Annotated in this window: 20 protein-coding genes and 2 pseudogenes; 13 read left to right on the forward strand and 9 right to left on the reverse strand. The window is 68.1% G+C overall.

The features are described 5' to 3' along the window. Positions 1-68: 68 nt before the first annotated feature. The 3 genes from ACWPOB_RS16645 to ACWPOB_RS16655 are packed head-to-tail and all read right to left on the reverse strand — an operon-like array spanning position 69 to position 2,799. Positions 69-659, reverse strand: a complete 591-nt coding sequence (locus ACWPOB_RS16645) for a GNAT family N-acetyltransferase (protein WP_455401504.1) — start codon at positions 657-659, stop codon at positions 69-71. A 43-nt stretch (positions 660-702) separates the two neighbouring features. Further along, positions 703-1,551, reverse strand: coding sequence for a hypothetical protein (locus ACWPOB_RS16650; RefSeq protein ID WP_455401505.1), 849 nt, complete (start codon positions 1,549-1,551; stop codon positions 703-705). A gap of 51 nt (positions 1,552-1,602) precedes the next feature. After that, positions 1,603-2,799 (reverse strand): fatty acid desaturase family protein, encoded by a 1,197-nt coding sequence (locus tag ACWPOB_RS16655; protein ID WP_455401506.1) that lies wholly within the window; start codon positions 2,797-2,799, stop codon positions 1,603-1,605. Positions 2,800-3,205: 406 nt separating this feature from the next. Here ACWPOB_RS16655 and ACWPOB_RS16660 point away from each other — a divergent pair, with 406 nt between their 5' ends. From ACWPOB_RS16660 to ACWPOB_RS16690, 7 genes are all read left to right on the forward strand, one after another. Then, on the forward strand, positions 3,206-3,535 hold the full coding sequence (locus tag ACWPOB_RS16660) for a PadR family transcriptional regulator (RefSeq protein WP_100054729.1): 330 nt from the start codon (positions 3,206-3,208) through the stop codon (positions 3,533-3,535). Then, a complete protein-coding gene (locus tag ACWPOB_RS16665) occupies positions 3,532-3,882 on the forward strand; it encodes a DUF1048 domain-containing protein (RefSeq protein ID WP_100054728.1) in 351 nt (116 codons plus the stop codon). Before ACWPOB_RS16660 ends, ACWPOB_RS16665 begins: the two co-directional genes overlap by 4 nt. Before the next feature lie 23 nt (positions 3,883-3,905). Beyond that, positions 3,906-4,730, forward strand: coding sequence for an ABC transporter ATP-binding protein (locus tag ACWPOB_RS16670; protein WP_455401507.1), 825 nt, complete (start codon positions 3,906-3,908; stop codon positions 4,728-4,730). Next, a complete protein-coding gene (locus ACWPOB_RS16675) occupies positions 4,730-5,491 on the forward strand; it encodes an ABC transporter permease (RefSeq protein WP_100054726.1) in 762 nt (253 codons plus the stop codon). The genes ACWPOB_RS16670 and ACWPOB_RS16675 overlap by 1 nt, the downstream gene beginning before the upstream one ends. Before the next feature lie 112 nt (positions 5,492-5,603). Further along, a complete protein-coding gene (locus ACWPOB_RS16680) occupies positions 5,604-6,662 on the forward strand; it encodes a beta-mannosidase (RefSeq protein WP_455401508.1) in 1,059 nt (352 codons plus the stop codon). Positions 6,663-7,043: 381 nt separating this feature from the next. Then, entirely contained in the window at positions 7,044-7,394 is a 351-nt protein-coding gene (locus ACWPOB_RS16685; RefSeq protein ID WP_043798385.1) for an RNHCP domain-containing protein, read from the forward strand. 39 nt (positions 7,395-7,433) lie between these two features. Next, positions 7,434-7,799 carry an RNHCP domain-containing protein gene (locus ACWPOB_RS16690; protein WP_455401509.1) on the forward strand — a complete coding sequence of 122 codons (366 nt, stop codon included), beginning with the start codon at positions 7,434-7,436 and terminating at the stop codon, positions 7,797-7,799. A 102-nt stretch (positions 7,800-7,901) separates the two neighbouring features. Here ACWPOB_RS16690 and ACWPOB_RS16695 read toward each other — a convergent pair whose 3' ends face one another. Beyond that, positions 7,902-8,795, reverse strand: a complete 894-nt coding sequence (locus ACWPOB_RS16695; protein WP_455401510.1) for a helix-turn-helix transcriptional regulator — start codon at positions 8,793-8,795, stop codon at positions 7,902-7,904. Positions 8,796-8,944: 149 nt separating this feature from the next. On the opposite strand from ACWPOB_RS16695, the gene ACWPOB_RS16700 reads away from it, so the two are divergent. Both ACWPOB_RS16700 and ACWPOB_RS16705 read left to right on the forward strand, forming a co-directional pair. Continuing rightward, positions 8,945-9,967: a zinc-dependent alcohol dehydrogenase family protein gene (locus ACWPOB_RS16700; RefSeq protein ID WP_455401511.1), complete on the forward strand. Its 1,023-nt coding sequence runs from the start codon at positions 8,945-8,947 to the stop codon at positions 9,965-9,967. An 80-nt stretch (positions 9,968-10,047) separates the two neighbouring features. Beyond that, entirely contained in the window at positions 10,048-11,337 is a 1,290-nt protein-coding gene (locus ACWPOB_RS16705; RefSeq protein ID WP_455401512.1) for a multidrug effflux MFS transporter, read from the forward strand. 27 nt (positions 11,338-11,364) lie between these two features. Here ACWPOB_RS16705 and ACWPOB_RS16710 read toward each other — a convergent pair whose 3' ends face one another. Then, complete coding sequence (locus tag ACWPOB_RS16710) at positions 11,365-11,658, reverse strand: hypothetical protein (protein ID WP_455401513.1); 294 nt, start codon at positions 11,656-11,658, stop codon at positions 11,365-11,367. Positions 11,659-11,900: 242 nt separating this feature from the next. On the opposite strand from ACWPOB_RS16710, the pseudogene ACWPOB_RS16715 reads away from it, so the two are divergent. From ACWPOB_RS16715 to ACWPOB_RS16730, 4 genes and pseudogenes are all read left to right on the forward strand, one after another. After that, positions 11,901-12,059: pseudogene (locus tag ACWPOB_RS16715) on the forward strand (helix-turn-helix domain-containing protein); the annotation flags it as partial. Between the two features lie 393 nt (positions 12,060-12,452). Next, positions 12,453-12,536: pseudogene (locus tag ACWPOB_RS16720) on the forward strand (DUF2510 domain-containing protein); the annotation flags it as partial. Positions 12,537-12,866: 330 nt separating this feature from the next. Beyond that, positions 12,867-13,178: a hypothetical protein gene (locus ACWPOB_RS16725; protein ID WP_455401538.1), complete on the forward strand. Its 312-nt coding sequence runs from the start codon at positions 12,867-12,869 to the stop codon at positions 13,176-13,178. A 491-nt stretch (positions 13,179-13,669) separates the two neighbouring features. After that, positions 13,670-14,107: a hypothetical protein gene (locus ACWPOB_RS16730; protein WP_455401514.1), complete on the forward strand. Its 438-nt coding sequence runs from the start codon at positions 13,670-13,672 to the stop codon at positions 14,105-14,107. A gap of 317 nt (positions 14,108-14,424) precedes the next feature. On the opposite strand, the gene ACWPOB_RS16735 is transcribed toward ACWPOB_RS16730, so the two are convergent. The 4 genes from ACWPOB_RS16735 to ACWPOB_RS16750 all read right to left on the reverse strand — a co-directional run bounded on the left by ACWPOB_RS16735 (position 14,425) and on the right by ACWPOB_RS16750 (position 20,391). After that, a complete protein-coding gene (locus tag ACWPOB_RS16735) occupies positions 14,425-14,790 on the reverse strand; it encodes a hypothetical protein (protein ID WP_455401515.1) in 366 nt (121 codons plus the stop codon). Positions 14,791-15,893: 1,103 nt separating this feature from the next. Then, complete coding sequence (locus ACWPOB_RS16740; protein ID WP_455401516.1) at positions 15,894-17,507, reverse strand: ArnT family glycosyltransferase; 1,614 nt, start codon at positions 17,505-17,507, stop codon at positions 15,894-15,896. After that, the gene (locus tag ACWPOB_RS16745) at positions 17,504-18,937 is read right to left on the reverse strand and encodes a glycosyltransferase (protein ID WP_455401517.1); all 1,434 of its coding nucleotides are present in this window, start codon (positions 18,935-18,937) and stop codon (positions 17,504-17,506) included. The genes ACWPOB_RS16740 and ACWPOB_RS16745 overlap by 4 nt, the downstream gene beginning before the upstream one ends. After that, entirely contained in the window at positions 18,922-20,391 is a 1,470-nt protein-coding gene (locus ACWPOB_RS16750; protein WP_263509315.1) for an exosortase/archaeosortase family protein, read from the reverse strand. Before ACWPOB_RS16750 ends, ACWPOB_RS16745 begins: the two co-directional genes overlap by 16 nt. Position 20,392 lies beyond the last annotated feature (1 nt).

The raw sequence follows: 20,392 nt of genomic DNA on the forward strand, positions 1-20,392 counted from the left end.
ACCGAGTTCGACGTCAGCGCCCTCGTCGAGCAGATGGCCAGCTCGGGCCGGTTCGTCGGCAAATACCCCTACTGCGTAAGGTTGCGGACCATCGCCCACGTGCGCGGCCCGTCGTCGGGCAGGGTCACGGATCCGACGACGTCGAAACCGAGCCTGCGGTAGAACGCGACGTTCCGCTCCGACGATGTCTCCAGGTACGCGGGTACCCCCGCTTCGCGGGCTTCCCTGAGTCCGGGTTCGAGGACCGCGCCGCCCAGGCCCGAGCCCTGCCGGTCCGGATCCACGGCGACGGTCGCGAGGAACCACACCGGTCCGACGGGCCGCAGTGGCGCCAGCGCCTCCTCCGCGGCTGCCGCCGCGTCGGCCCGATTACCGGACAGCTCGGCGACGCGTCCGGCGATGCGTTCGAAAGCCTCTGGGATTCGAGTCGATTCGGGGGTGGTCCACACCGCGACGGCCGACGCGTCGTCGGCCACCCACACCCGCCCGCAGCGCAGGCCGATCTCGGTCAGGTACAGCCGCTGCAACTCCTCGACGCGACGCAGGTGGTCACGGGCATCGACGGTGTGGCGGGTGAACGGGTAGTCGGCGAAGGCGCGCGCCAGGGTGCGGGTCGCGCGGTCGACGTCGGCGGGCTCGGCGGGACGTATCTCGGTCATCGCGACCCACCGTAGAGCCGCGCCCGGTCCGGCCGCGAGCCGTTTACCGCGCGGACCGGGTGGTGGGCCGGATTTCGAACCGTTCGGGGATCCGCAGCCACGCGGTGCTCACCGTCGACCAGTCGCCCACCCCGGGCCACGGCCCCGACTGACTGTGCCGGTAGCCGCCGGCCTCGTACCGGTCGTATGGCACCTCGGACAGCAGGGGGTGGGCGCACAGCAGGCCGAGGGCCGACAGGTGTACGGCGTCCCACTTCTCGGCGATCGACGGCCAGTCCGGGACGCGCGCCCCGCGGAACTCGAGCGGATGGTCGGCGATCAGGGCCGCCCAGTCGCCGACGGTGTCGATCCGGGCGATCCGCGCGATGTCCGGATCGAAGTGCACGGTGTAGCGGGCGGGGTCCTTCAGACCGCGCAGGTTCTCGCCGCTGGCGCTCCACGTGTCGCTCGTCCCGTCGTGCAGGGGCGTCGCGGTCCAGAACGCGCCGTCGGGCAGCGCACCGGGCCGCCTGCGGTTGCGCACCCGCGGCAGACTCAGTTCGGTGATCGTGCCCTCGTGGGTCTGCGGGGAGTCGAGGGTGTTCCGGCTCGGGTGACGTAGCGCGGCGCAGATCGCCTCGGCCATCTCGATCGTCGCCGGTGCGGTGAGGGCCATGTCCAGGACATCGTTGGCGCCGTTGCCGTAGAGGTACTCGCCGATGATCAGCACGAGGTCGTCGACGAAGTCCTCGAGGGTGTCGGCTTCGACGAATGCGGCGACGGACGGCCGCGGATCCGCGTCACGGTAGGCGCGCAGATACCACTGGACGAGCATGCGTCCCGGAATGGTGTCGAGGAGGTTCGCCGCGGCATCCGAGCACATGCCGGACATGTTGCCGTACGTCGGCTCCATGCCGGCTGACCACACGCCGGCTGGAGCACACGCCCTGCAGCGAACCGTTGCTCAGGCGCCGACTCTCGTGGTGCGCCGCTCGATCGTGACTGCGGGTGCCGGGACCGGTGGCGTCAGGGCCGGCGGCAGCGCGAGCACGACGATCTTGACCCAGACGGAGCCGATCTGGCGGCCCAGCCCGCCGGTGTTGTAGGGCAGACGGTACTTCTCGCACAGAGCCTGCACCTCGGGCGCCATCGCCGGGTACCGGTGCGCCGGGATATCGGGGAACAGGTGGTGCTCGATCTGGTGTGAAAGGTTTCCGGACATGATGTGGAACAGCGGGCCGCCGGTGATGTTCGCTGATCCGAGCATCTGCCGCACGTACCACTGCCCGCGGGTCTCGTCGGCGGTTTCGTCCTCCGTGAAGGTCTGCACGCCGGACGGGAAGTGGCCGCAGAAGATGATGGAGAACGCCCACACGTTGCGGACCACGTTGGCGGCGGCGTTCCCGGCCAGCGTCGGGAGCATCAGCGGCCCGGACAGCAGGGGAAAGACCACGTAGTCCTTGAGGACCTGGGGGCCGGCCTTGCGCCACCAGCCGCGGACCATAGGTGCGATGTCGCGCCACGCGCGTTGGCCCCGGAGTACGCGGTCGGTCTCGAGGTTGTGGAGCATCACGCCCCACTCGAATGTGAGCATCAGCACGAGCGCATACAGCGGGTTGCCCAGGTAGTACGGGTTCCAACGTTGACCGGGGTCCATCCGCAGGATGCCGTACCCGATGTCGCGGTCCCGCCCGAGGATGTTCGTGTAGGTGTGATGCATGTAGTTGTGCGAGTATTTCCACTGGTCGGCGGGACAGACGATGTCCCATTCGAAGTCCTGGGAGTTCACGCCGGGCTCGCGCATCCAGTCGTACTGACCGTGCAGCACGTTGTGCCCGATCTCCATGTTGTCGAGAATCTTCGAAATCCCGAGTGCGCCCACGCCGGCCAGCCACGCCGGCGGAAACACCCCCAGATGCATCAGAACTCGGCCGGCCACCTCGGCGCCCCGCTGAACCTTGATGACGCGAAAGAGGTAGTCGCGATCCTGTGCGCCGAGGTCCGCGGTGATGCGGGCGCGCAGCGCATCGAGTTCGCGCCCGAGTGCCTCGACCTGCTCGTGGTCGAGCACGACCACGTCTGCGGGTGGCCTGCTCGCCGGGGAGCGGCCCGGCAGCGGGAGCGTCGGCAACGACGGTACGGGCAACTTCAGTCCGAGCATCTGGGGCCTCCTCGTTCTGGTGCGGTGCTGTGACCGTGGTCGAACGGAACTCCTGTCGTCGGCGCACCCGCAGAGACACCGCCGCAAGGTGCGGCGTGCGGGGGCACTCGGCGCAGTAGCGCCATACCGGAGAGGGTGCGCGGTGGGGCGGTGCGCCGCCACCTCTGTCCTGTCAGTGCCTCCTCTGCATCGATCGGCACTCGATTCATCCAGTGTCGTGGCTTCGGATCTCCGCAGCATGGCCGCCACTTGAACATTGGGTTTCCGGGGCAGTTCCCCCAGGTCCTGGTGATCGAGTGGTTGCGGCGTTGGCCGGAGAGTCTCGACGCGTGGGGCTTGCGCCGCCGCTATTCAGCGTTACTATGTACCAGTAGTCAGTAACACTGAGTAGTTGAGGAGGTGTTCCGTGAGCAAGCAGATGACGGAGATGCTCAAGGGAACGCTGGAGGGCATCGTCCTCGCGATCGTTTCCAACCGGCCCGCGTACGGCTACGAGATCACGGCATGGTTGCGGGAGCAGGGCTTCTCCGACATCGCCGAAGGCACCATCTACGCCCTGCTCGTCAGGATCGAAAAAAGAGGCCTCGTCGACGTGGAGAAGGTGCCGTCCGAGAAAGGGCCACCGCGCAAGGTGTATTCGCTCAACGCGCAGGGGCAGGAATACCTCGAAGAGTTCTGGAGGACATGGAGCTTCCTCGCAGAACGGCTCGAACAGCTCCACGAAGGAGACAGATGACCATGTCCATCTCGAAGATGATCGGTTACAAGCGGCGATGGCGGCAATACAAGGCTCGCACGAAACAGCTTCCCGCGGACTACCGCACGGCGATCGATGCGCTCGAGCGGTACCTGATGCACTTCGGGCCGGGGGACCCCGCCGGCGCGGCTTCGATGTTCGAGGACCTCGCCGATCTCTTCGAGCAGAGCGCGGCGGACGGAACGCCGATCCGCGCGGTTGTCGGGGAGGACCCGGTGGAGTTCGCCGAGGCATTCCTCCGAAACTACCCGGAGGGTCAGTGGATCAGCAAGGAACGGGAACGGCTGACCGACACCATCAATCGCGTCGCAGGCCCCGAATCGTGACGCACGGGAGAACGGATATCCGGATGACAACCGATCAGGTGCAGTTGCCCGCGATCCGCGTGGAGGGCCTGGAGAAGTCGTTCAAGGACCTGCAGGTGCTGCGCGGCGTCGACTTCGACGTGGCGCGGGGCAGCATCTTCGCCCTGCTGGGCTCCAACGGGGCGGGCAAGACCACGATCGTGAAAATCCTGTCCACGCTGCTGAAGTCCGACGCGGGGACTGCCGGCGTCAACGGCTTCGACGTCGCCACGCAGGCTGCGGACGTGCGAGAGTCCATCAGCCTCACGGGACAGTTCGCCGCCGTCGACGAAATTCTCAGCGGGCGCGAGAACCTCGTGCTGGTCGCCCAGCTACGGCACCTCGAGGACCCGGGCAGGATCGCGGATGATCTGCTCGAGCGCTTCTCGCTGACCGACGCGGCCGCGCGGAAGGTGTCGACGTACTCGGGCGGCATGCGCCGCCGCCTCGACATCGCGATGAGCCTCATCGGGGATCCGCCGGTCATCTTCCTCGACGAGCCGACGACCGGGCTCGACCCCCAGGCGCGCCTCGAGGTGTGGCAGGCCGTCGAGGAACTCGCCGAGCACGGCACGACGGTGCTGCTCACGACGCAGTACCTGGACGAGGCCGAACAGCTCGCCGACCGGATCGCGATCCTCCACGAGGGCCGGATCATCGTGAACGGCACCCTCACCGAGCTCAAGCAGCTGCTCCCGCCCGCCAAGGTCGAATACGTTGAAAAGCAGCCGACACTCGAAGATGTCTTCCTTGCCCTCGTCGGTGACGACGGCAAGGACGGCGACGCCGGCACTACCGCAGCGTCGCCACGGACGAGTAAGGAACAATGATGACCAAGCACTTCTTCGGCGACACCGCCGTCCTGCTGAAACGATCCCTGCGCCACATCACGCGCAGCCCGGACACTATCACCACGACCACGATCATGCCGATCGCCTTCCTGCTGCTGTTCGTCTACGTGTTCGGCGGCGCGATCAACTCGGGGTCGAATTCGTATGTGAACTACCTGCTGCCCGGCATTCTGCTCATCACCATTGCTTCGGGCATCTCCTACACCGCATTCCGGCTCTTCCTGGATATGAAGAGCGGCATCTTCGAGCGATTCCAGTCCATGCCGATCGCACGCTCGTCCGTTCTGTGGGCGCACGTGGTGACCTCGCTGGTCGCCAATCTGGCCTCGGTCGTGGTCATCGTGCTCGTTGCCCTCCTCATGGGATTCCGCTCGGCGGCGGGAGCGCCGGCGTGGCTCGCGGTCGCCGGCATCTTGATCCTGTTCACCCTGGCGTTGACGTGGATCGCCGTAATTCCCGGTCTCTCCGCGAAGTCCGCGGACGGCGCGATCGCGTTCTCCTACCCGCTCATCTTCCTGCCGTTCATCAGCTCGGCATTCGTGCCCACCGACACCATGCCCGGCCCGGTGCGCGCTTTCGCCGAGCACCAGCCGGTGACGGCCATCGTCGACGCCATCCGCGACCTGTTCACACAGCAGCCGGTCGGCGCCGACATCTGGATCGCCCTCGCCTGGTGTGTCGGCATCCTCGTCGTCGCGTACATCTTCGCCATGGTCACGTACCGCCGCAGGATCGGCTAGGACGGGCGCCGCGGCGGGGAACGGTGGGCAACGAGCTCACCCGACCTCGCCGACGTGTGCGCCGTGGCCAACCCGTCTTCCCGTCCGGCCGGGCAGGGACTACCGTTCGCCCATGCGCGCAGCCGCCGTCGTCGTCGCCTGTCTGGTCGGCGCGGCCGCGTGCGCGTCCCCGCCGCCGCCGGACCTACCGCCGCCGCCGCCGGCGCGTGTCACGGTGGACGGCCGGGGCCTGATTCTGGACGGGAAGCCGTGGTGGCCGACCGGGCTCAACGCCTATCAGCTCGCCTCCGACTGGGACGTCAACGGCGGCTGCGGCGCGCAGGTGGACCTGGACGCGTACTTCTCGTCGCTTCCGCCGTCGTCGCTGACGCGGTTCAACGCCTTCCAGGCGCTGGCGCTGAACCGCGCCACGGGGACCCTGGACTTCGCGGCGATCGACGCCGTGTTCGCCGCCGCCGAGCGGCACGGCCAGCTCGTCATGCCGGTGCTGTCCCCGCAGGACGGCGCGTGCGGCAACGAGCTGTACAAGGACCGCGCCTGGTACGAGCACGGATGGACGATGCGCCGGGCCCCGTTCGCGGTCAGCTACCGCGACTGGGTCCGCCTGGCCGTGGACCGGTGGCGGGTCTCACCCGCGCTCGCCGCGTGGGACCTGCTGGGCGAGCCCGAGCCCGGCGTGTGCGGCGACGCCGCGTGCAGCCTGCCGCGGCGCTCCTGCCCACCGGACTCGGCGCAGCTGCTGCGGGCGTGGACCGACGCGGTCGGCCGGATCGTGCGGGAGACGGACCCGCGGCACCCGATCACCCTCGGCCTGATCGGCGGTGACCAGTGCGGCAGCGCCGGGGACGGCTACGCGCAGCTCGCGCGGTCGCCGTACGTGGACGTGCTGCAGTACCACGACTACGACGAGGCGGCGTGGCTGCCGGTGCGGCTCGGGCAGGTGACCAAGCCGATCCTGGTGGCCGAACTCGGCGTCGAGGCCGGCAGCTGCCTGCCGCTCACCGAACGGGCCGAACGCGTGGACGTGGCCCTGACCGGCTACCGCGAGGCCGGGGCCGCCGGCGCGTTGCTGTGGGCGTTCGTGCCGGACCCGCGCACCGGGGAGTGCACGTACGACATCGGTCCCGGCGATCCGGCGTTCGACGTGCTGGCCCGGCACGGGAGCTACTGACCCGTGCCGCGTCGATCGCCGAGTGCGCGGATGTGCGCCCGGTCGTCGTCCAGCATCGAACCACCGTTCGCCGGACCGTTCGAACGGACTTGTCCGCCAGTCGGATACGGAACGGGCACCCGGCGCTCGCAGTAATTCGTTTGCGCGTTCACCCCGTGGTGAATAACGTCTGCTGCGTCCGGCGGAGAGGCCGGTCGAACTCGGATGGAAAGTGGTGAACTATGCCCCGGACAGCCGCCGAGCTCCTTCACGATCCCGTGAAGCGCTCGGACCGGTGATCCGCACCCACCATCGGATCGCCTGTCCGGTGTGAGGTCTTCGCGGGATCGACAGTGCTCGGCACACATTGCAGCACAGTTGATCTCACAGAGGAGAACCCAAGTGTCCCACAGTGGCACATCGATATCGCACCTTTCCACGTTCACATGTATCCGGTGCGGGCTGACGGTACCTGCCGCGACGCCTGCCGGTGCAACACGGACGCACTGCCCGAACTGCCTCGCCGGAAAGCACCGACCCGGACCGGACGCCGGGTGCGGAGCACGCACGCACCCGATCTCGATCGCGGTGCTCCGGGGCGGAGAGTGGATGCTCATCCACCGCTGTACCGCCTGCGGTGGTCTCGACGCGTGCCCGGTGGTCGAGGACGACAACCAGTTGCTGTTGCTCCGCATCGCGGTGAAACCGCTGGCGCAACCGCCGTTCCCGCTCGAGCATCTCGCGCAACTGTAGGAGCGCTCGGTGTCCCGCAGGAACAGTCGAACAGCTCGAGTGCAGCGGCCGAAGCCGGCACATCGCGACGCACCCGCGCGGCACGGAACATCGTTCCGCTGCATCGGATGCGGTCTGGACGTGCCGATGCAGGCGCCCGGAACCGCGCACCGCAACCACTGCCCGCACTGCCTGTCCAGTAGACACGTCGATCGTGTGCCCGGCGACCGGGCCGCCGGCTGCGGGGGCCGGATGGAGCCCATCTCGGTGACCGTGCGCGGGGGCGGGGAATGGGTGATCATCCACCGGTGCCGCGCCTGCGGCACGCTCGACGCCAACCGCTGCGCCGGGGACGACAACCCGCTTGCGCTCGTCCGGATCGTGCTGCGGCCCATCTCGGCCTCGGGCGTGCTCCTGGGCGGGTAGAGGCCGACACCACGGGAGCGCTTTCCATCTCGCTGCGGAAGGCCTTGTCTGCCGGCGGGGACGGCAGGACCGACCGAACGTCGCGGGTGCCGTCCGTCCGTGTCAGCTGGACGGTTCGGTCGCCGGGTGGGCCGGGAGATGGGTCGCGGCCCAGCTGGCGAGAAGCTTGAGCCGGTCCTCGGAATCGGTTCCGGGTTCGGCGGTGTAGATGGTCAGATCCAGGACCCAGTCGTCGTCCGCTGCCAGGTCCAGGGAGTGGTAGACGAGGTCGAGCGTGCCGACCACCGGGTGGTTGAACTGCTTGTTCCCGGCATGGTGGATGCGGACGTTGTGTGCCGCCCACCGGGCGCGGAATTCGTCGCTGAGCGTGGAGAGTTCACCGACGAGCTGACGCAGGTCCTTGTTGTGGGGATCGCGGCCGGCCTCGGCGCGCAGCAGTGCCACGGTCACGTTTGCTGCGCCGTCCCAGTCGGGGAAGTAGTCGCGGGCGCCGGGATCGAGGAACTGGAAGCGGGCGATGTTGGCGGGCCTGCGGTCGTCGGCGAACATCGGCGAGTACAGCGCGCGGCCGAGCGCGTTGGTGGCGAGGATGTCCATGCGCCCGTTGCGGACGAACGCGGCGGAGGAGGTCATCGAGTCGAGCATCCATTGCACCCTCGGCCGCACCTGGGCCTGCTTGCGGGCGCGGGGTGCGCGGTGGGTGGGCCGGGCGGCGCGGGCGAGGTCGAACAGATAGGTGCGTTCGGCCTCGTCGAGCTGCAGTGCCCGGGCGACCGCCTCGAGGACGTCCTCGGAGACACCGCCGATGTGGCCCTTCTCCAAACGGGTGTACCACTCGGTGCTCACCCCGGCCAGCACGGCCACCTCCTCGCGCCGCAGTCCGGGGACGCGGCGGCGGCCGCCGCCGGCGGGCAGCCCGACCTGCTGCGGGGTCAGCCGGGCCCGCCGGGTTGCGAGGAAGCTGCGGATATCGGCGCGGTTGTCCACGCCGTCCACGGTACGTCCGGTGCGGCGTTGTGGGAGGTTCTGCTGGTACCCCCCATGAACTCGACCTCCCGCGCGGGTGGTGCGCGGTGTTCCATGGAATCTGCCCGGAAACAGCTGGGCCACCAGCATCCGATCTCGTGCGAACAAGGAGCACCGTCATGCGAGGAGCAGTCCTGTACGCCCCCGGCGACGTCCGTGTCGAGGAGCGTGACCGTCCGACGCTTGTCGAACCTACCGACGCGATCATCCGGCTGTCCGCGACATGTGTGTGCGGCTCGGACCTGTGGCCCTACCGCGGTGTCGAGACCTACGACGGCCCGATCCCCATGGGCCACGAGTACGTCGGCGTCGTCGAGGAGATCGGCGCGGACGTCGCGAACCTCGAGGTCGGTGACTTCGTCGTCGGCTCGTTCTTCGCGTCCGACAACACCTGCGAGATCTGCCGCGCCGGGTATCAGAGCTCGTGTATCCACCGGGTGATCATGGGTAGCCTCGGATCCCAGGCCGAGTTCCTGCGAGTCCCGCTCGCGGACGGCACCCTCGTGGCCACTCCGGGCATGCCCGACCCCGACCTGATCCCGTCCCTGCTGGCCGCCTCCGACGTGCTCGGCACCGGCTGGTTCGGTGCCGTCGCCGCCGAGGCCGGGCCGGGCAAGACCGTCGCGGTCGTCGGCGACGGCGCCGTCGGCCTGCTCGCGGTGCTGGCGGCCAAGCAACTCGGCGCCGAACGCATCATCGCGATGAGCCGCCACGAACCGCGCCAGCGGCTGGCCCGCGAGTTCGGTGCCACCGATATCGTCACCGAACGGGGTGACGCGGGCGTGGCCCGGATCAAGGAGCTCACCGGCGGGCTGGGCGCGCACTCGGTCGTCGAGGCTGTCGGCACCCAGGAGTCGATGATGCAGGCCATCCGGTCCACCCGGCCTGGCGGGCACGTCGGCTACGTCGGTGTCGCCCACGACGTGCAGTTGCCCGGCGACGAGCTGTTCTTCTCCCACGTCCACCTGCACGGCGGTCCGGCACCCGTCCGGCAGTACCTGCCCGAACTGATCGACCTGATCTGGAGCCGAACCATCAACCCGGGCAAGGTGTTCGACCTCGAGTTGCCCCTCGCGAAGGCCGCCGAAGGCTACAAGGCCATGGACGAGCGAAGCGCCATCAAGGTTCTGCTCCGCCCCTGACCTCGACCGTCACCCGCCGGCGGTCACCGCCTCGAGTCTGCCGCACGGGCGACTCACGACTCATCAGGAGCCGTTCGTTCATGTCTGTCTCCCTGACTTCGGGCCGCCACGACGACCACCGGGTCGCCGTGGGCAAGGTCGGCAGCGTTGCGGGCCCCGGGCCCGGGGGCAGGGCGCTGGGGGTAGTGCTGAGCCTGCTCACCGTCTTCGGTCCCATCTCCATGGACCTGTACCTGCCGGTCCTGCCCGCGCTCACCGCCGACCTCGGGGCGAGCACGTCCGCGGCACAGCTGACCGTCACCGCCTGCCTGCTCGGACTCGCGCTCGGGCAGGTCGTCGCCGGTCCGCTGTCGGACCGGTTCGGTCGCCGTCGTCCGCTGCTGATCGGAGTCGGGGCCTTCATCGCCGCGTCCGCCTGGTGTGCGGTGAGCCCGACCATCGAGACGCTCGTCGCGGCGCGCCTGGTGCAGGGGCTGACCGGTGCGGTCGGCATCGTCATCGCCCAGGCCGCCGGCCGCGATCTGTATTCCGGCGCCCGGCTGCTGCGCTACTACGGCCGGCTCACCGTCCTCGGCGGACTGGCGGCGATCATCGGTCCGGTCGTCGGCGGGCAGCTGACGACGGTCACCGACTGGCGGGGCACCTTCGTGTTCCTGGCCGTCGTGGGCGTGGCCATCCTCGTCGCGAGTGCCGGGGTGTTGCGTGAGACGCTGCCACCGGGTAGTCGACGAGCCGGTGGCCTGGCCGACAGTAGGCGGGTGTTCCGCCGGCTGGTCTCGGACAGGGTCTTCCTCGGCGCGGTCCTCATCACGGGGTTCGTCAACGCCGCCCTGTTCGCCTATCTCAGCGGCGCGACGTTCGTGTTGCAGGGCATCTACGGCCTGTCGCCGCAGGGCTACTCCTATGCGTTCGGGCTGAACTCGTTGGGATTCATGGTCTTCGGATTCCTCGCCGGCCGCATCGCGGAGCGGTGGTCGGTCCACGGCACCCTGGTCGCCGGTCTGATCATGGTCGTGGCCGGCGCCGGTGGCGTGCTGCTCACCGCCACCGCACACCTGCCGCTGGCCGCGATGGTCGTCTCGTTGCTCACGATGGTCAGCGGGGTGGCGGTCACGACCCCGCCGTCGACGTCCCTCGCGCTGGAGAACTATCCCGAGGTGGCCGGTTCGGCCGCCTCGCTGCTGGGGCTGGCCCGGTTCGCATTCGGCGGCGTCACCGCCCCCCTCGTCGGCCTGGCCGGCCCGGGGACCGCGGTGCCGCTGGGCGTCGTCACCGTCACGGCAGCTCTGCTCGGCCTCGTCGGCTACGTCCTGCTCCGCCCACCGGCAGCCGGCATGCCGGAACCGACGCGCAAGGATGCGGATTACTGAAGCTCTTCTCAGTAATTCGATCTTGATTCATGAAACTCGCTGCCGGAGCTGCTCGAGCACCTGTAGGCTCTCCTGTTCTGTCAGCACGATCGTCAACGGCGACAGATTCCGCATCTCCGCGGCGACCTCGTCGCCGCCGAGTACCACGCGGCGGATGCTGTCGACGTCGTTGCCGCGCACCAGCTCGTCCCACTGCTGCACGCACTCGCGGATGGTCTGGCCCTGGACCTGGTAGCCGATCCGGCGCAGGTTCGCGCGGATCTGTTCGGTACCGACTCGCAGATGCTCACGTTGGATCTTTTCGAGGGCCGCGGTCTGCATGGGTTTCTGCCGGAGGGCCTTGCGGGTAGTCGTAGGAATCTCCGCTCATCTCCTGTTCGACGCATCGAAAGCCGTCATTGTAGAGCGCACGCTGGATGTTGGGAGTCATGACGTTGTAGACACCGGCATAGGGAGGCACTGAGCGAAGTAGACGGGCCTTCCGACGACAGGATGAGAACCGCCAAGTCACCCATCCGCCGACCGGAACGGCCCGTCGTGACGCACGGTAATGCCCCCCGTCCGTGCAGCGCTGCCAGACCCGCCCGATCTCGCACATCGCCGCCGAGGTGGGGATCTCCCGAGCCTGTGCCAGCAAGTGGGTGCACCGCCCCCGGCAGATCGGCGACCTCGGTCTGCTCGACCATCCCAGCGCGCCGCACCAACAACCCACCGCCATCCCCCGAGCATCGGCGGGCAGTGCGTAGGCAACTGGCAGCAGACCTCGCGGCGAGGAAGACAGCCGCGGCGGGTTGTTCTCGGTTAACCCGCCTACCCACCTCCTGTGGACCCTCGGGCTTGGCCTACTTCAGCTCCGGCACGCTTCGGTTGACCGAAGTCGTCTTGTCCGCACACCGCAGTCGTATCAAGGTACTCGTCCTGTGCCGACCCGGTCCTCAACGACGGAGTGCTTGTGAGAGCTCCGGCGCGCGGATTCGTATCGTCGCCGTCCGGTGCGAAGCGCGGGTCAACGGTGACTACGTGTCAGCCGTAAGTGTGACCTGCAGTAACGCTGTAACGAGAACGCCGACCCGTGCGACATCCGACTCGGTCAATCCCTACAGAACGGACAGCGCATGAACCCGCCCGTCGGCTGGCATCCCGATCCTCACGACCCGGATATTGTCCGCTGGTGGGACGGTCAGCAATGGACGCAATCCACAGCGCCAAAGAGCAGGTCCCTTGCTGCACCTCCTCCGTCTGTCGTAACGCCCACTCCCTCGACGACACCCAAGAAGAAATGGCCCGTCGTCGTAGGTGTCACAGCAGCAGTTGTCATTGGCCTGACGGTCCTCGGATCGATTGCAGGCCCGGAGGGCGATACCGCCTCGACCACAGCGGCAAGTTCGACGACGACCGCCGCCCCGTCGACCATGGTTCCGAGGCCGACGACTACCTCCCAACGGCCTACCGCGACCATCCGAACCACGACCGCCACACTGGCGACCGACGCCCTAGACCCCCGGTGCTCATCGGCGTCACCGGAAACGGTGAGCCTGGTCGACAGTAGCTTCACCGAGGACGCGCACCTCGAAGACGCATGGACGGTCGACGGTGAGGACGGTGTCACCTATGTCGCCGGGAACATCCACGACTCGCCTGGCGACCGCGTGTCGTCGGCCGATGTCTGGGCACTTCGAAGCGGAGCGCTGTTCTCCCTTTCCAGTGACGCGCGATCGCGTTCTGCAGCCGTCGACGGGCGCGACGTCCTCGGCTTGTCTGCGGGCGACGAGTATGGGTCGCTCGTGCAGGACTGCGTCGTGACCTCTGTTCGGAATCGAAACATCGGTGGCGGGAACTAACCGGCTGCGGTCAGAAGGTCGCCATGTCGTCCGACCGGATGACATCATCTGGGGCACTGCGCAATCCGCCGACATGTGGGCGTATTGTGCAACCCGGGACGACGCAAACGGGTGCCGGAGTCGGGTGACCATCTCGAGCACGGCCAACCCCGGCCGAGATCGGACTGCCTGCTGCTCTGATTGTTTGCCTCTGGGAACGCTAGTGGTCGTCTCGTCGGCCAGCCTGAAGACGCCTGTCGATCCCACGAGCCCGGAACTCGAAGTGCCGAGGTTGGCGCGGCGCTCGTCCTGACCTGGATTCGGCGTCGCCATCACCACCGTCGTAATTCTTGTTGTGACCCGCTCGTTTCCGGCCACCCGTTCGTATCGCGTGTTCGCTGAACGAGTCTTATGGCAAACCGCCCCCACTTCCACCCCATGTTCAGACTGCAACTGGCATGAAGGCGGATGCGCATGATCCATGAAAACACCGACACAAGGAGATTGGAACCATGAAGAAATTGATCGGCACCCTCGCTGCCGCTGCCGCTGCCACGCTCGCTACGGGCTCGGCAGCACTCACCGCACCGGCGGCGCAGGCTGCGACCGTCTCCGGTAGCGCGGCCAAGTATGTGTTCTGCAGCGCAAACCAGCACAACAACGAGATCACCTACCACGACCGGTACGGCAGGGTCAACAAGTTCGTCAGCCTGCCCACCAAAGCCGAAGGAAACCGCTTCTGCGGAAGTGTTGAGGTCAGCATCGAGTCCGATTCGTACGTGTCGGCCCGAATCGCCAACGACCATTCGCACTACGTATATGCCGCGATCTACTCGGTCTCCTATCCATTGTTCTCGGGCAGCACCGGGGCTCCGCCGCAGTACACCCTGATCGCGAGGGACGAGCGCCATAACAGCTACGGCGGATTCAACTACGCATCCGCGTGGTAACAATCAGGATTGTCTACTGAGTGCCACTAGCTATCCTGACGCTCGGGTCGAAATGCCCTCGGATCAATTGAAGCTGAGGGTATTTCGTGCGCCGACGATTCGATTTCTCGTAGGTAGCGACTGTCGCGAAATGCCATCGTGTCGACGATGCGTCATCTATACCCTCCAATCACTGACGATGGATCAACGTTGTCGATGTCTCCGTCGATCTTGCCCCCGACTTCACAGCACCCCGGCGAGACTGCCCGACATCACCTTCCGCAGCGTCCTGCGACGATGGAAGCGACAGGACGTCAAAGTCCCCCTCGACGCCTTTATCACCAGTAGCCCGCTTGCGCACACGTTTGCGGATCGATCCAGCCTTCTTCGCATCCGTACTGCATTTGAGTCTCTCCGCTGGTGGGTGCTTCGCCGCATGCGGTGCCACAGCGCTCGTAGCCGTTGACGACGCCATCTCCGTTGCGGTCTTGACTCGGGTCGTACGGGTACCCCGAGTCCCCGGACGATGGTGCCGGAGCGGATTGCAGGCACGCGGGGTCGGTGGTCGAGTAGCTGCCGTCGGTATAGACGGCGACACCGCCGTAGTCGCAGTACCGCAGAACGCGATCCGCCGGCGGTGTGTCGCAGCTGGCTTCGTATCCGATGGTGCCGTCCGAGTATAGTGCGGTGCCGTACTCGTACATTGTTGGGTCGCCGCACTCGAATGTAATCGGCGCTGGGGTGGGGGCGATAACAGGCGCAGGCTCGGGTCCTGGAGTCGGAGGCGGCGGCACGCTGGTCGTCGTGGTCGGGGCGGTTGTGATGGTAGGAGCCGAGGTCGAGGACACGGTGGTCGTCTCCGGTGGGCTCTGAGTGTCGCCGTTGTTCGCGACGCATCCGCTCACCGCTAACACGCAGGTGAACAGTGCCGCCAACAACGCGTGGGATTTGGGCATGATGAGGATCTCCGGTCGAGTGGGGCAGTCGACGACCTCGCCATGCTCTGCAGCAACGACGACAACGCGGACTATGCTGGGACTATCGTCCTCGATCTGTCGGTTGTTTCGCCGTCTGCGACAGCGTACGAGTGCCACCGCCGGCTCCAATCTGCTTGGTGTCTCGATCCGCTTCACCGTCGGCGTGAATGCGCAGGCGAGAACCTCGGGCGGTTCTCTATTCGTCACAAATGTCTCACCTCAGGTCGGGACGGCAATGCAGACGGAGACCCTGCGGGTCCCTGACCTGTCGGCCCCTTCCCCAAGCAAACCCACGGACCATGCCCCGATACCGCGTCTCGGCCAGCACGTATGGCCGCGTGCCCGAAAGGGCAAGCGGCTGAGCTGGACCCGGTCGGACGTGTCGACCCGTACTCGATCGGGTGCCCGGTGCCGTTCACCGGGACGGTGGAATGCCGGATGCGGTTGGTTAGCGTCGGACCCGCACGGAAAACGACGTGACCGCGTGCGCCTCGGTCACCGGAACGGCCCTCGCATGCACGCAGGGAAACACCGACAGCCCCGGACCCAGTGGTCGGGTGCGGGGCGGGGTGCGGGTCAGGTCGTCGGCGGACTCGCGCTGCTCAGGGTGGCGGGCGACGCCACGTCGGAGGCGGGGTGTGCGGCGCGCGGCGCCGGCCACTCCCGGGGATACGCGCCTGGAATCGGCGTGTGGATACAATCCACCTCACGGTGCATGACAGCTCTCTTCTGTCGTGTGCCCAGACCCCGGTTCGGTGTTGGCGCACCGGCCGGGGTCGCCCCGTTTTCGGGGTTGGTGCTGGGATAGTGGCACGGCCTCAGTGGGCCCGTCAACCGATCCGGTACAGACGCCAGGTCGGCTGGTTGTCGCCGTCGTTGGGGATCTCCAGATCGAGGGTCGCGATGTCGGCGCCGGTCTCGAAGACGGTGGGGTAGCGGCGGTTCACCGCGTCCGAGACGCCGCGGCCCTCGTTCGGCACGGTGAGCAGATACCGCACGCCGTTCGCGGCGGGATCGTTGAGGATGCGGGTGAAGTCGGCGTCGGACGGGATGACGAACTGCTCGGGCCGGTCGGTGGCGGTGAGGACCGCGAACCCGTACACGGTGTCCATCACCACCGAACCCGACGGCAGGCCGAGCGCGTCGAGATGGTCCGCGATGCGACGTTCCGTGCCGAACGACGCGATGATGCGGTTCTCCTGGTCCCGCAACTGCGACGTGTCGTCCGGATCGGGGAACAGCACGGTGCGCAGCGCGTGCTGCTCCTGCGACAGCGTCGCGTTGCCCATCGCGACGAACGTGATCGGCAGCCCGACCGCGAGCGCGAACGCCCCGGCGGGTGCGAGGGTGCCGCGGTCCTGCGGACGCACCGTCGCGTGCGCGCCGAGCCGGCGCGCCCGCAGCTGCCCGCGACGGGGCGCGAGCTGCACCACCCACATCGCCGCCAGCGGCACCGCGACGAGGTAGAACCGCAGGAACGGGAACGTCATGCCGCGGAAGTACGACAGGGCCGCGAACGCGAGCACCGCCCCCAGCACGACGAACGGCACGACGGGCTCGAAGTCCCGGCGGCGCCACGCCAGCACCGCGACGACGGGCGCGAGCAGCGGCAGCGCCGGCCCGAGCACCAGGATCTCGGCGACGGAGAACGCCAGCGCCCCCAGGCCCCCGGTGGAGCCGCCGCCGCTCTGCTCGAGGATCGCCGCATTGCCGTACGACGACGAGAACTGCTGCAGTGCTTCGCCGGTGATGAGCCAGCTCGTCGCCGCCCACACGAGGAACGCCAACCCCACCGGGGCGGCGACGAGGATCGCGTCGAGCAGCGCCGCCCGCCACACCCGGGTGCGCCACCACGTCACCGCGACGACGAGCACGGTGACGGCCGCGCCGACGGCGAGCGCGTCGTACCGCGCCAGATACGCCAGCCCGACGGCGATCCCGGCGACGGCGAGGTCGTGCACGTCGTCGGTGCTGATCCACCGCACCAGCCGGCGCGTCGCCCAGCACAGCAGCATCAGGAACGGCGCCTCGCTCATGCCGTTGGCGCCGTAGTACACGATCATCGGGTTGAGCGCGAACAGCGCCGTCACCGCCCACACCAGCCACGGCGACGCGCCGCGATCGCGGGCGAACAGGTGGACCTGGGTGACGGCCCCGGCCATGAACGGCGCCGACATCACCACGGCCGTGAGGCCCCACCGGGTCAGCGCCGGCCACCAGTCCGACAGCGCCACGAGCGGCAACTGCATCAGCGCGGTCAGGGGCGTGAACACGAACCCGATGGCCGCCAGGTGCGGGTCGCGGCTGTGCAGGGCGCTGCGCGCGGCCGCGACGCGGCTGAGCGAATCACCTTGGAAATAGCCCACATCCAGCGACAGGTACAGACCCACCGCCGCATAGAGCAGGCAGGACAGCCAGAACACCCGGGCCGAGCCGCCCCTCATGAGGACAGCCCGTGGAAGGTCTTCTCCCAGTAGGAGGGATTGCGGATCAGTTGATAGGTGCCCTTGATCGCCGCGACCGACATCATCAGCCAGTACACCGGCACCGTCAGGCACGCGAGCCACAGCGCCGAGTTCCCGGTCTCCCGGCACGCGACCAGGTTCATGTACAGCACCGCGGAGTTACCGAACACCAGCGAGATCAACGCGGGGAAGTACACGTACCAGGGGAAGATCTCCTCGATCAGGAACGGCTGCCCGAGCAGCCACGCGATGGTGATCAACCAGAACACCATGTTCAGGCACGCGATGATCGGCGTCCCGGCGAGCAGGGTCGTAAACCGGAGCATTCCCACCGTGCCGATGCCGCGCCACAGTTGTACGGGTCGTCGCACGTGCACGAGCCATGTCTGCAGATATCCCTTGTACCAGCGGGAACGCTGCCGGATCCAGTTGATCGGATCACTGTTCGCCTCCTCCAGTGTCGTCGAGTCCAATACGGCCGTACGGTAGCCCGACTCGGCGATGCGCACCCCGAGGTCGGCGTCCTCGGTGACGTTGTACGGATCCCACGCGCCGATCTCGTCGAAGACGGCGCGCCGGATGTGGTTAGACGTACCGCCCAGCGGGATGGGCGAATTCGAGCGCATCAGGCCGGGCAGCACGAAGTTGAACCACAACGCGTAGTCGGCGGTGAACCAGCCGGTGAGCATGTTCTGGGTGCCGTTGTGGAAGGCCAGCTTCGCCTGCACGCACGCGACGTCGTCGCCGAGCCGGTCGAACGCGACCGCCACACGCCGCAACTGCAGCGGCTCCGGCAGATCCTCGGCGTCGAAGATGGTGACGATGTCGCCGGTGGCGAAGTGCAGCCCGTAGTTGCAGGCCTTCGGCTTGGTCCGCGGGTCCGCCGCCGGCACCAGCAGGATCTCGACGCTCTCGCCGAGACCGGCCTGCTCGGCCGCGGCGATGGTGACGGCGTCGTCCTCCTCGAGCAGCAACAGCACCTGCAGCTTCTCGGCCGGATAGTCCAGCGCGGCCATCGCCGCGATCAGATCACCCACCACCTCCGGCTCGTTGTAGGCCGGGACCAGCACCGTGTAGGTCGGCAGCGCGTGCCCGGACACGGCGCGCGCCACGTCGTCGTCGACGGTGAGGATCGCGTCGCGCGCCAGGCCGCGGGAGAACAGCAGCAGCCGGTCCGCGAGCGTCGCGATGTACCCGGCCGTGCACACCGCCATCAGCACGGTCAGCGTCGGCGTCGTCGCGAACACCAGCGCCACGATCACGGCGGCGACCAGGCCGAGGGTCAGCCACTTCTGCCACGGCACGAACGCCACCGACGCCGACGACAGCGGCCGCTTCTCCCGCAGCCCGTACACCGCGTCGTGCAGCGCGGCGGCCTTGAACTCCTCGTCGACTAGATTCCGCGCCACTGCGCCTCCACCAGATCACGGCCCAGCTCGGTGAGCATGTCCAGGTCCTTGTACTCGGGATCGGAATCCTCCACCGACGCGCGCCCGCGCAGGAACACCGACAGCAGATTCCGGCCGTTCGACGCCATGTTCGGCGTCGGCTGCGGGAACGGCGCATCGAGTTCGTGGTTGTCGACGGTCAGCAGGCTCACCCGCTGCGCGAGGGCGTCGCCGCGCGTCCAGATGAAGTTCATCAGGCTCCAGGTGAGCAGCAACTCGTCGTCGACGACGGTGAAGAAGTCGGCCTGCACGCCGTGGCCGAGGTCCACCCGGATCTTCGGGCTCACCCGCGCCCGCCCGAGATCGTAGGAGGTCTGCACCGGATACACCTCGAACACCCCCACTCGCCGCACCTGCAGGGTCTGCACGGCGACGGTGCGCGGCCGCGACAGCCGATCCCAGTCGGCGCGCGGCTCGACGGCACGGATCATCTGCCGGCGCAGCTGCGCGGTGGAGCCGAAATACCGTCGCGGCCAGTCGTAGTCGATGGAGTCGATCTGGTACCAGCCGGTGGGGACCACCTGCGTGACGGTGCCGCTCGGCGGTGGGCCCACCGACACCGGCGTGAGCTGCTGATCCGGCAGCGGCAACACGGCGAGCACCAGCGCGGCCGGGACGACGAGGAACAGCGCCGAGCGCGTCGCCTCCCGCGGCGACACCGGGTTCGGGGGCAGCGTGCGCGGCGCGAGACCGCGATACCGGTACAGGTAGAACGCGCCGCCGACGACGAGCGCCGCCGTGCCCGACGGCACGATCTGCGCGACGGCGACCCGTGCGTCCGGGTAGCGGGTGGTCACCGCGAACAGCAGCGCCAGGCCGAGCAGCATCGTCGCGGAGAAGCCGATCAGCGCGCGGCGCCGGGTGCGGCCGACCGCGACGGCGATCGCGATCGCGCCCAGCAGCACCATCAGGAAACCGGCGGCGAACTTGGTGCCGCCGAGCTGCACCAGCACCGCCCGGTAGAACAACGGCGACGTGCCCAGCAGCAGCAGCCACACCGGCCAGTACCGGGAGGCGACGCGCAGGCCGAACAGCAGCACGCACGCGCCGATCACGAACGTCCACGCCGACAGCACGTCGAGGTGCATCATCTGGTAGTTCGGCCCGTACCGCGGCAGCAGCAGCCACTTGACCGCGAGCGCGATCAGCAGGACGGCGCCGCCGACGATCCGGTCGGTCTGCCGGTCGTGGATCGGCAGCTCGCCGCGCCGGCGCCGGGTGACGCCCTCGGCGGCGAGCACCGCGAACGGCGGCACGAGCAGGACGTAGCCGCCGCCCGTGCCGCGGGAGATCTCCGTGAGCAGTTGCTCCCACGTCGACCAGTACCCGAGCACGGTGGCGGCGACGATCACCGTCCACCGTGCGCTGGTGTGCGCGAACAGTGCGGCGCGCTCGGCGGTCGTGACGGTGCTCATG

The sequence above is a fragment of the Rhodococcus sp. 2H158 genome, from assembly GCF_053764755.1.

Bases quoted from the DNA above. Each gene is read 5' to 3' on its own strand.
- ACWPOB_RS16650 (WP_455401505.1), bottom strand. From the start codon at position 1,551: ATGGAGCCGACGTACGGCAACATGTCCGGCATGTGCTCGGATGCCGCG.
- ACWPOB_RS16735 (WP_455401515.1), bottom strand. From the start codon at position 14,790: ATGTACGAGTACGGCACCGCACTATACTCGGACGGCACCATCGGATAC.
- ACWPOB_RS16670 (WP_455401507.1), top strand. From the start codon at position 3,906: ATGACAACCGATCAGGTGCAGTTGCCCGCGATCCGCGTGGAGGGCCTG.
- ACWPOB_RS16675 (WP_100054726.1), top strand. From the start codon at position 4,730: ATGACCAAGCACTTCTTCGGCGACACCGCCGTCCTGCTGAAACGATCC.
- ACWPOB_RS16705 (WP_455401512.1), top strand. From the start codon at position 10,048: ATGTCTGTCTCCCTGACTTCGGGCCGCCACGACGACCACCGGGTCGCC.
- ACWPOB_RS16730 (WP_455401514.1), top strand. From the start codon at position 13,670: ATGAAGAAATTGATCGGCACCCTCGCTGCCGCTGCCGCTGCCACGCTC.
- ACWPOB_RS16750 (WP_263509315.1), bottom strand. From the start codon at position 20,391: ATGAGCACCGTCACGACCGCCGAGCGCGCCGCACTGTTCGCGCACACC.
- ACWPOB_RS16710 (WP_455401513.1), bottom strand. From the start codon at position 11,658: ATGCAGACCGCGGCCCTCGAAAAGATCCAACGTGAGCATCTGCGAGTC.
- ACWPOB_RS16655 (WP_455401506.1), bottom strand. From the start codon at position 2,799: ATGCTCGGACTGAAGTTGCCCGTACCGTCGTTGCCGACGCTCCCGCTG.
- ACWPOB_RS16740 (WP_455401516.1), bottom strand. From the start codon at position 17,507: ATGAGGGGCGGCTCGGCCCGGGTGTTCTGGCTGTCCTGCCTGCTCTAT.
- ACWPOB_RS16665 (WP_100054728.1), top strand. From the start codon at position 3,532: ATGACCATGTCCATCTCGAAGATGATCGGTTACAAGCGGCGATGGCGG.
- ACWPOB_RS16645 (WP_455401504.1), bottom strand. From the start codon at position 659: ATGACCGAGATACGTCCCGCCGAGCCCGCCGACGTCGACCGCGCGACC.
- ACWPOB_RS16700 (WP_455401511.1), top strand. From the start codon at position 8,945: ATGCGAGGAGCAGTCCTGTACGCCCCCGGCGACGTCCGTGTCGAGGAG.
- ACWPOB_RS16680 (WP_455401508.1), top strand. From the start codon at position 5,604: ATGCGCGCAGCCGCCGTCGTCGTCGCCTGTCTGGTCGGCGCGGCCGCG.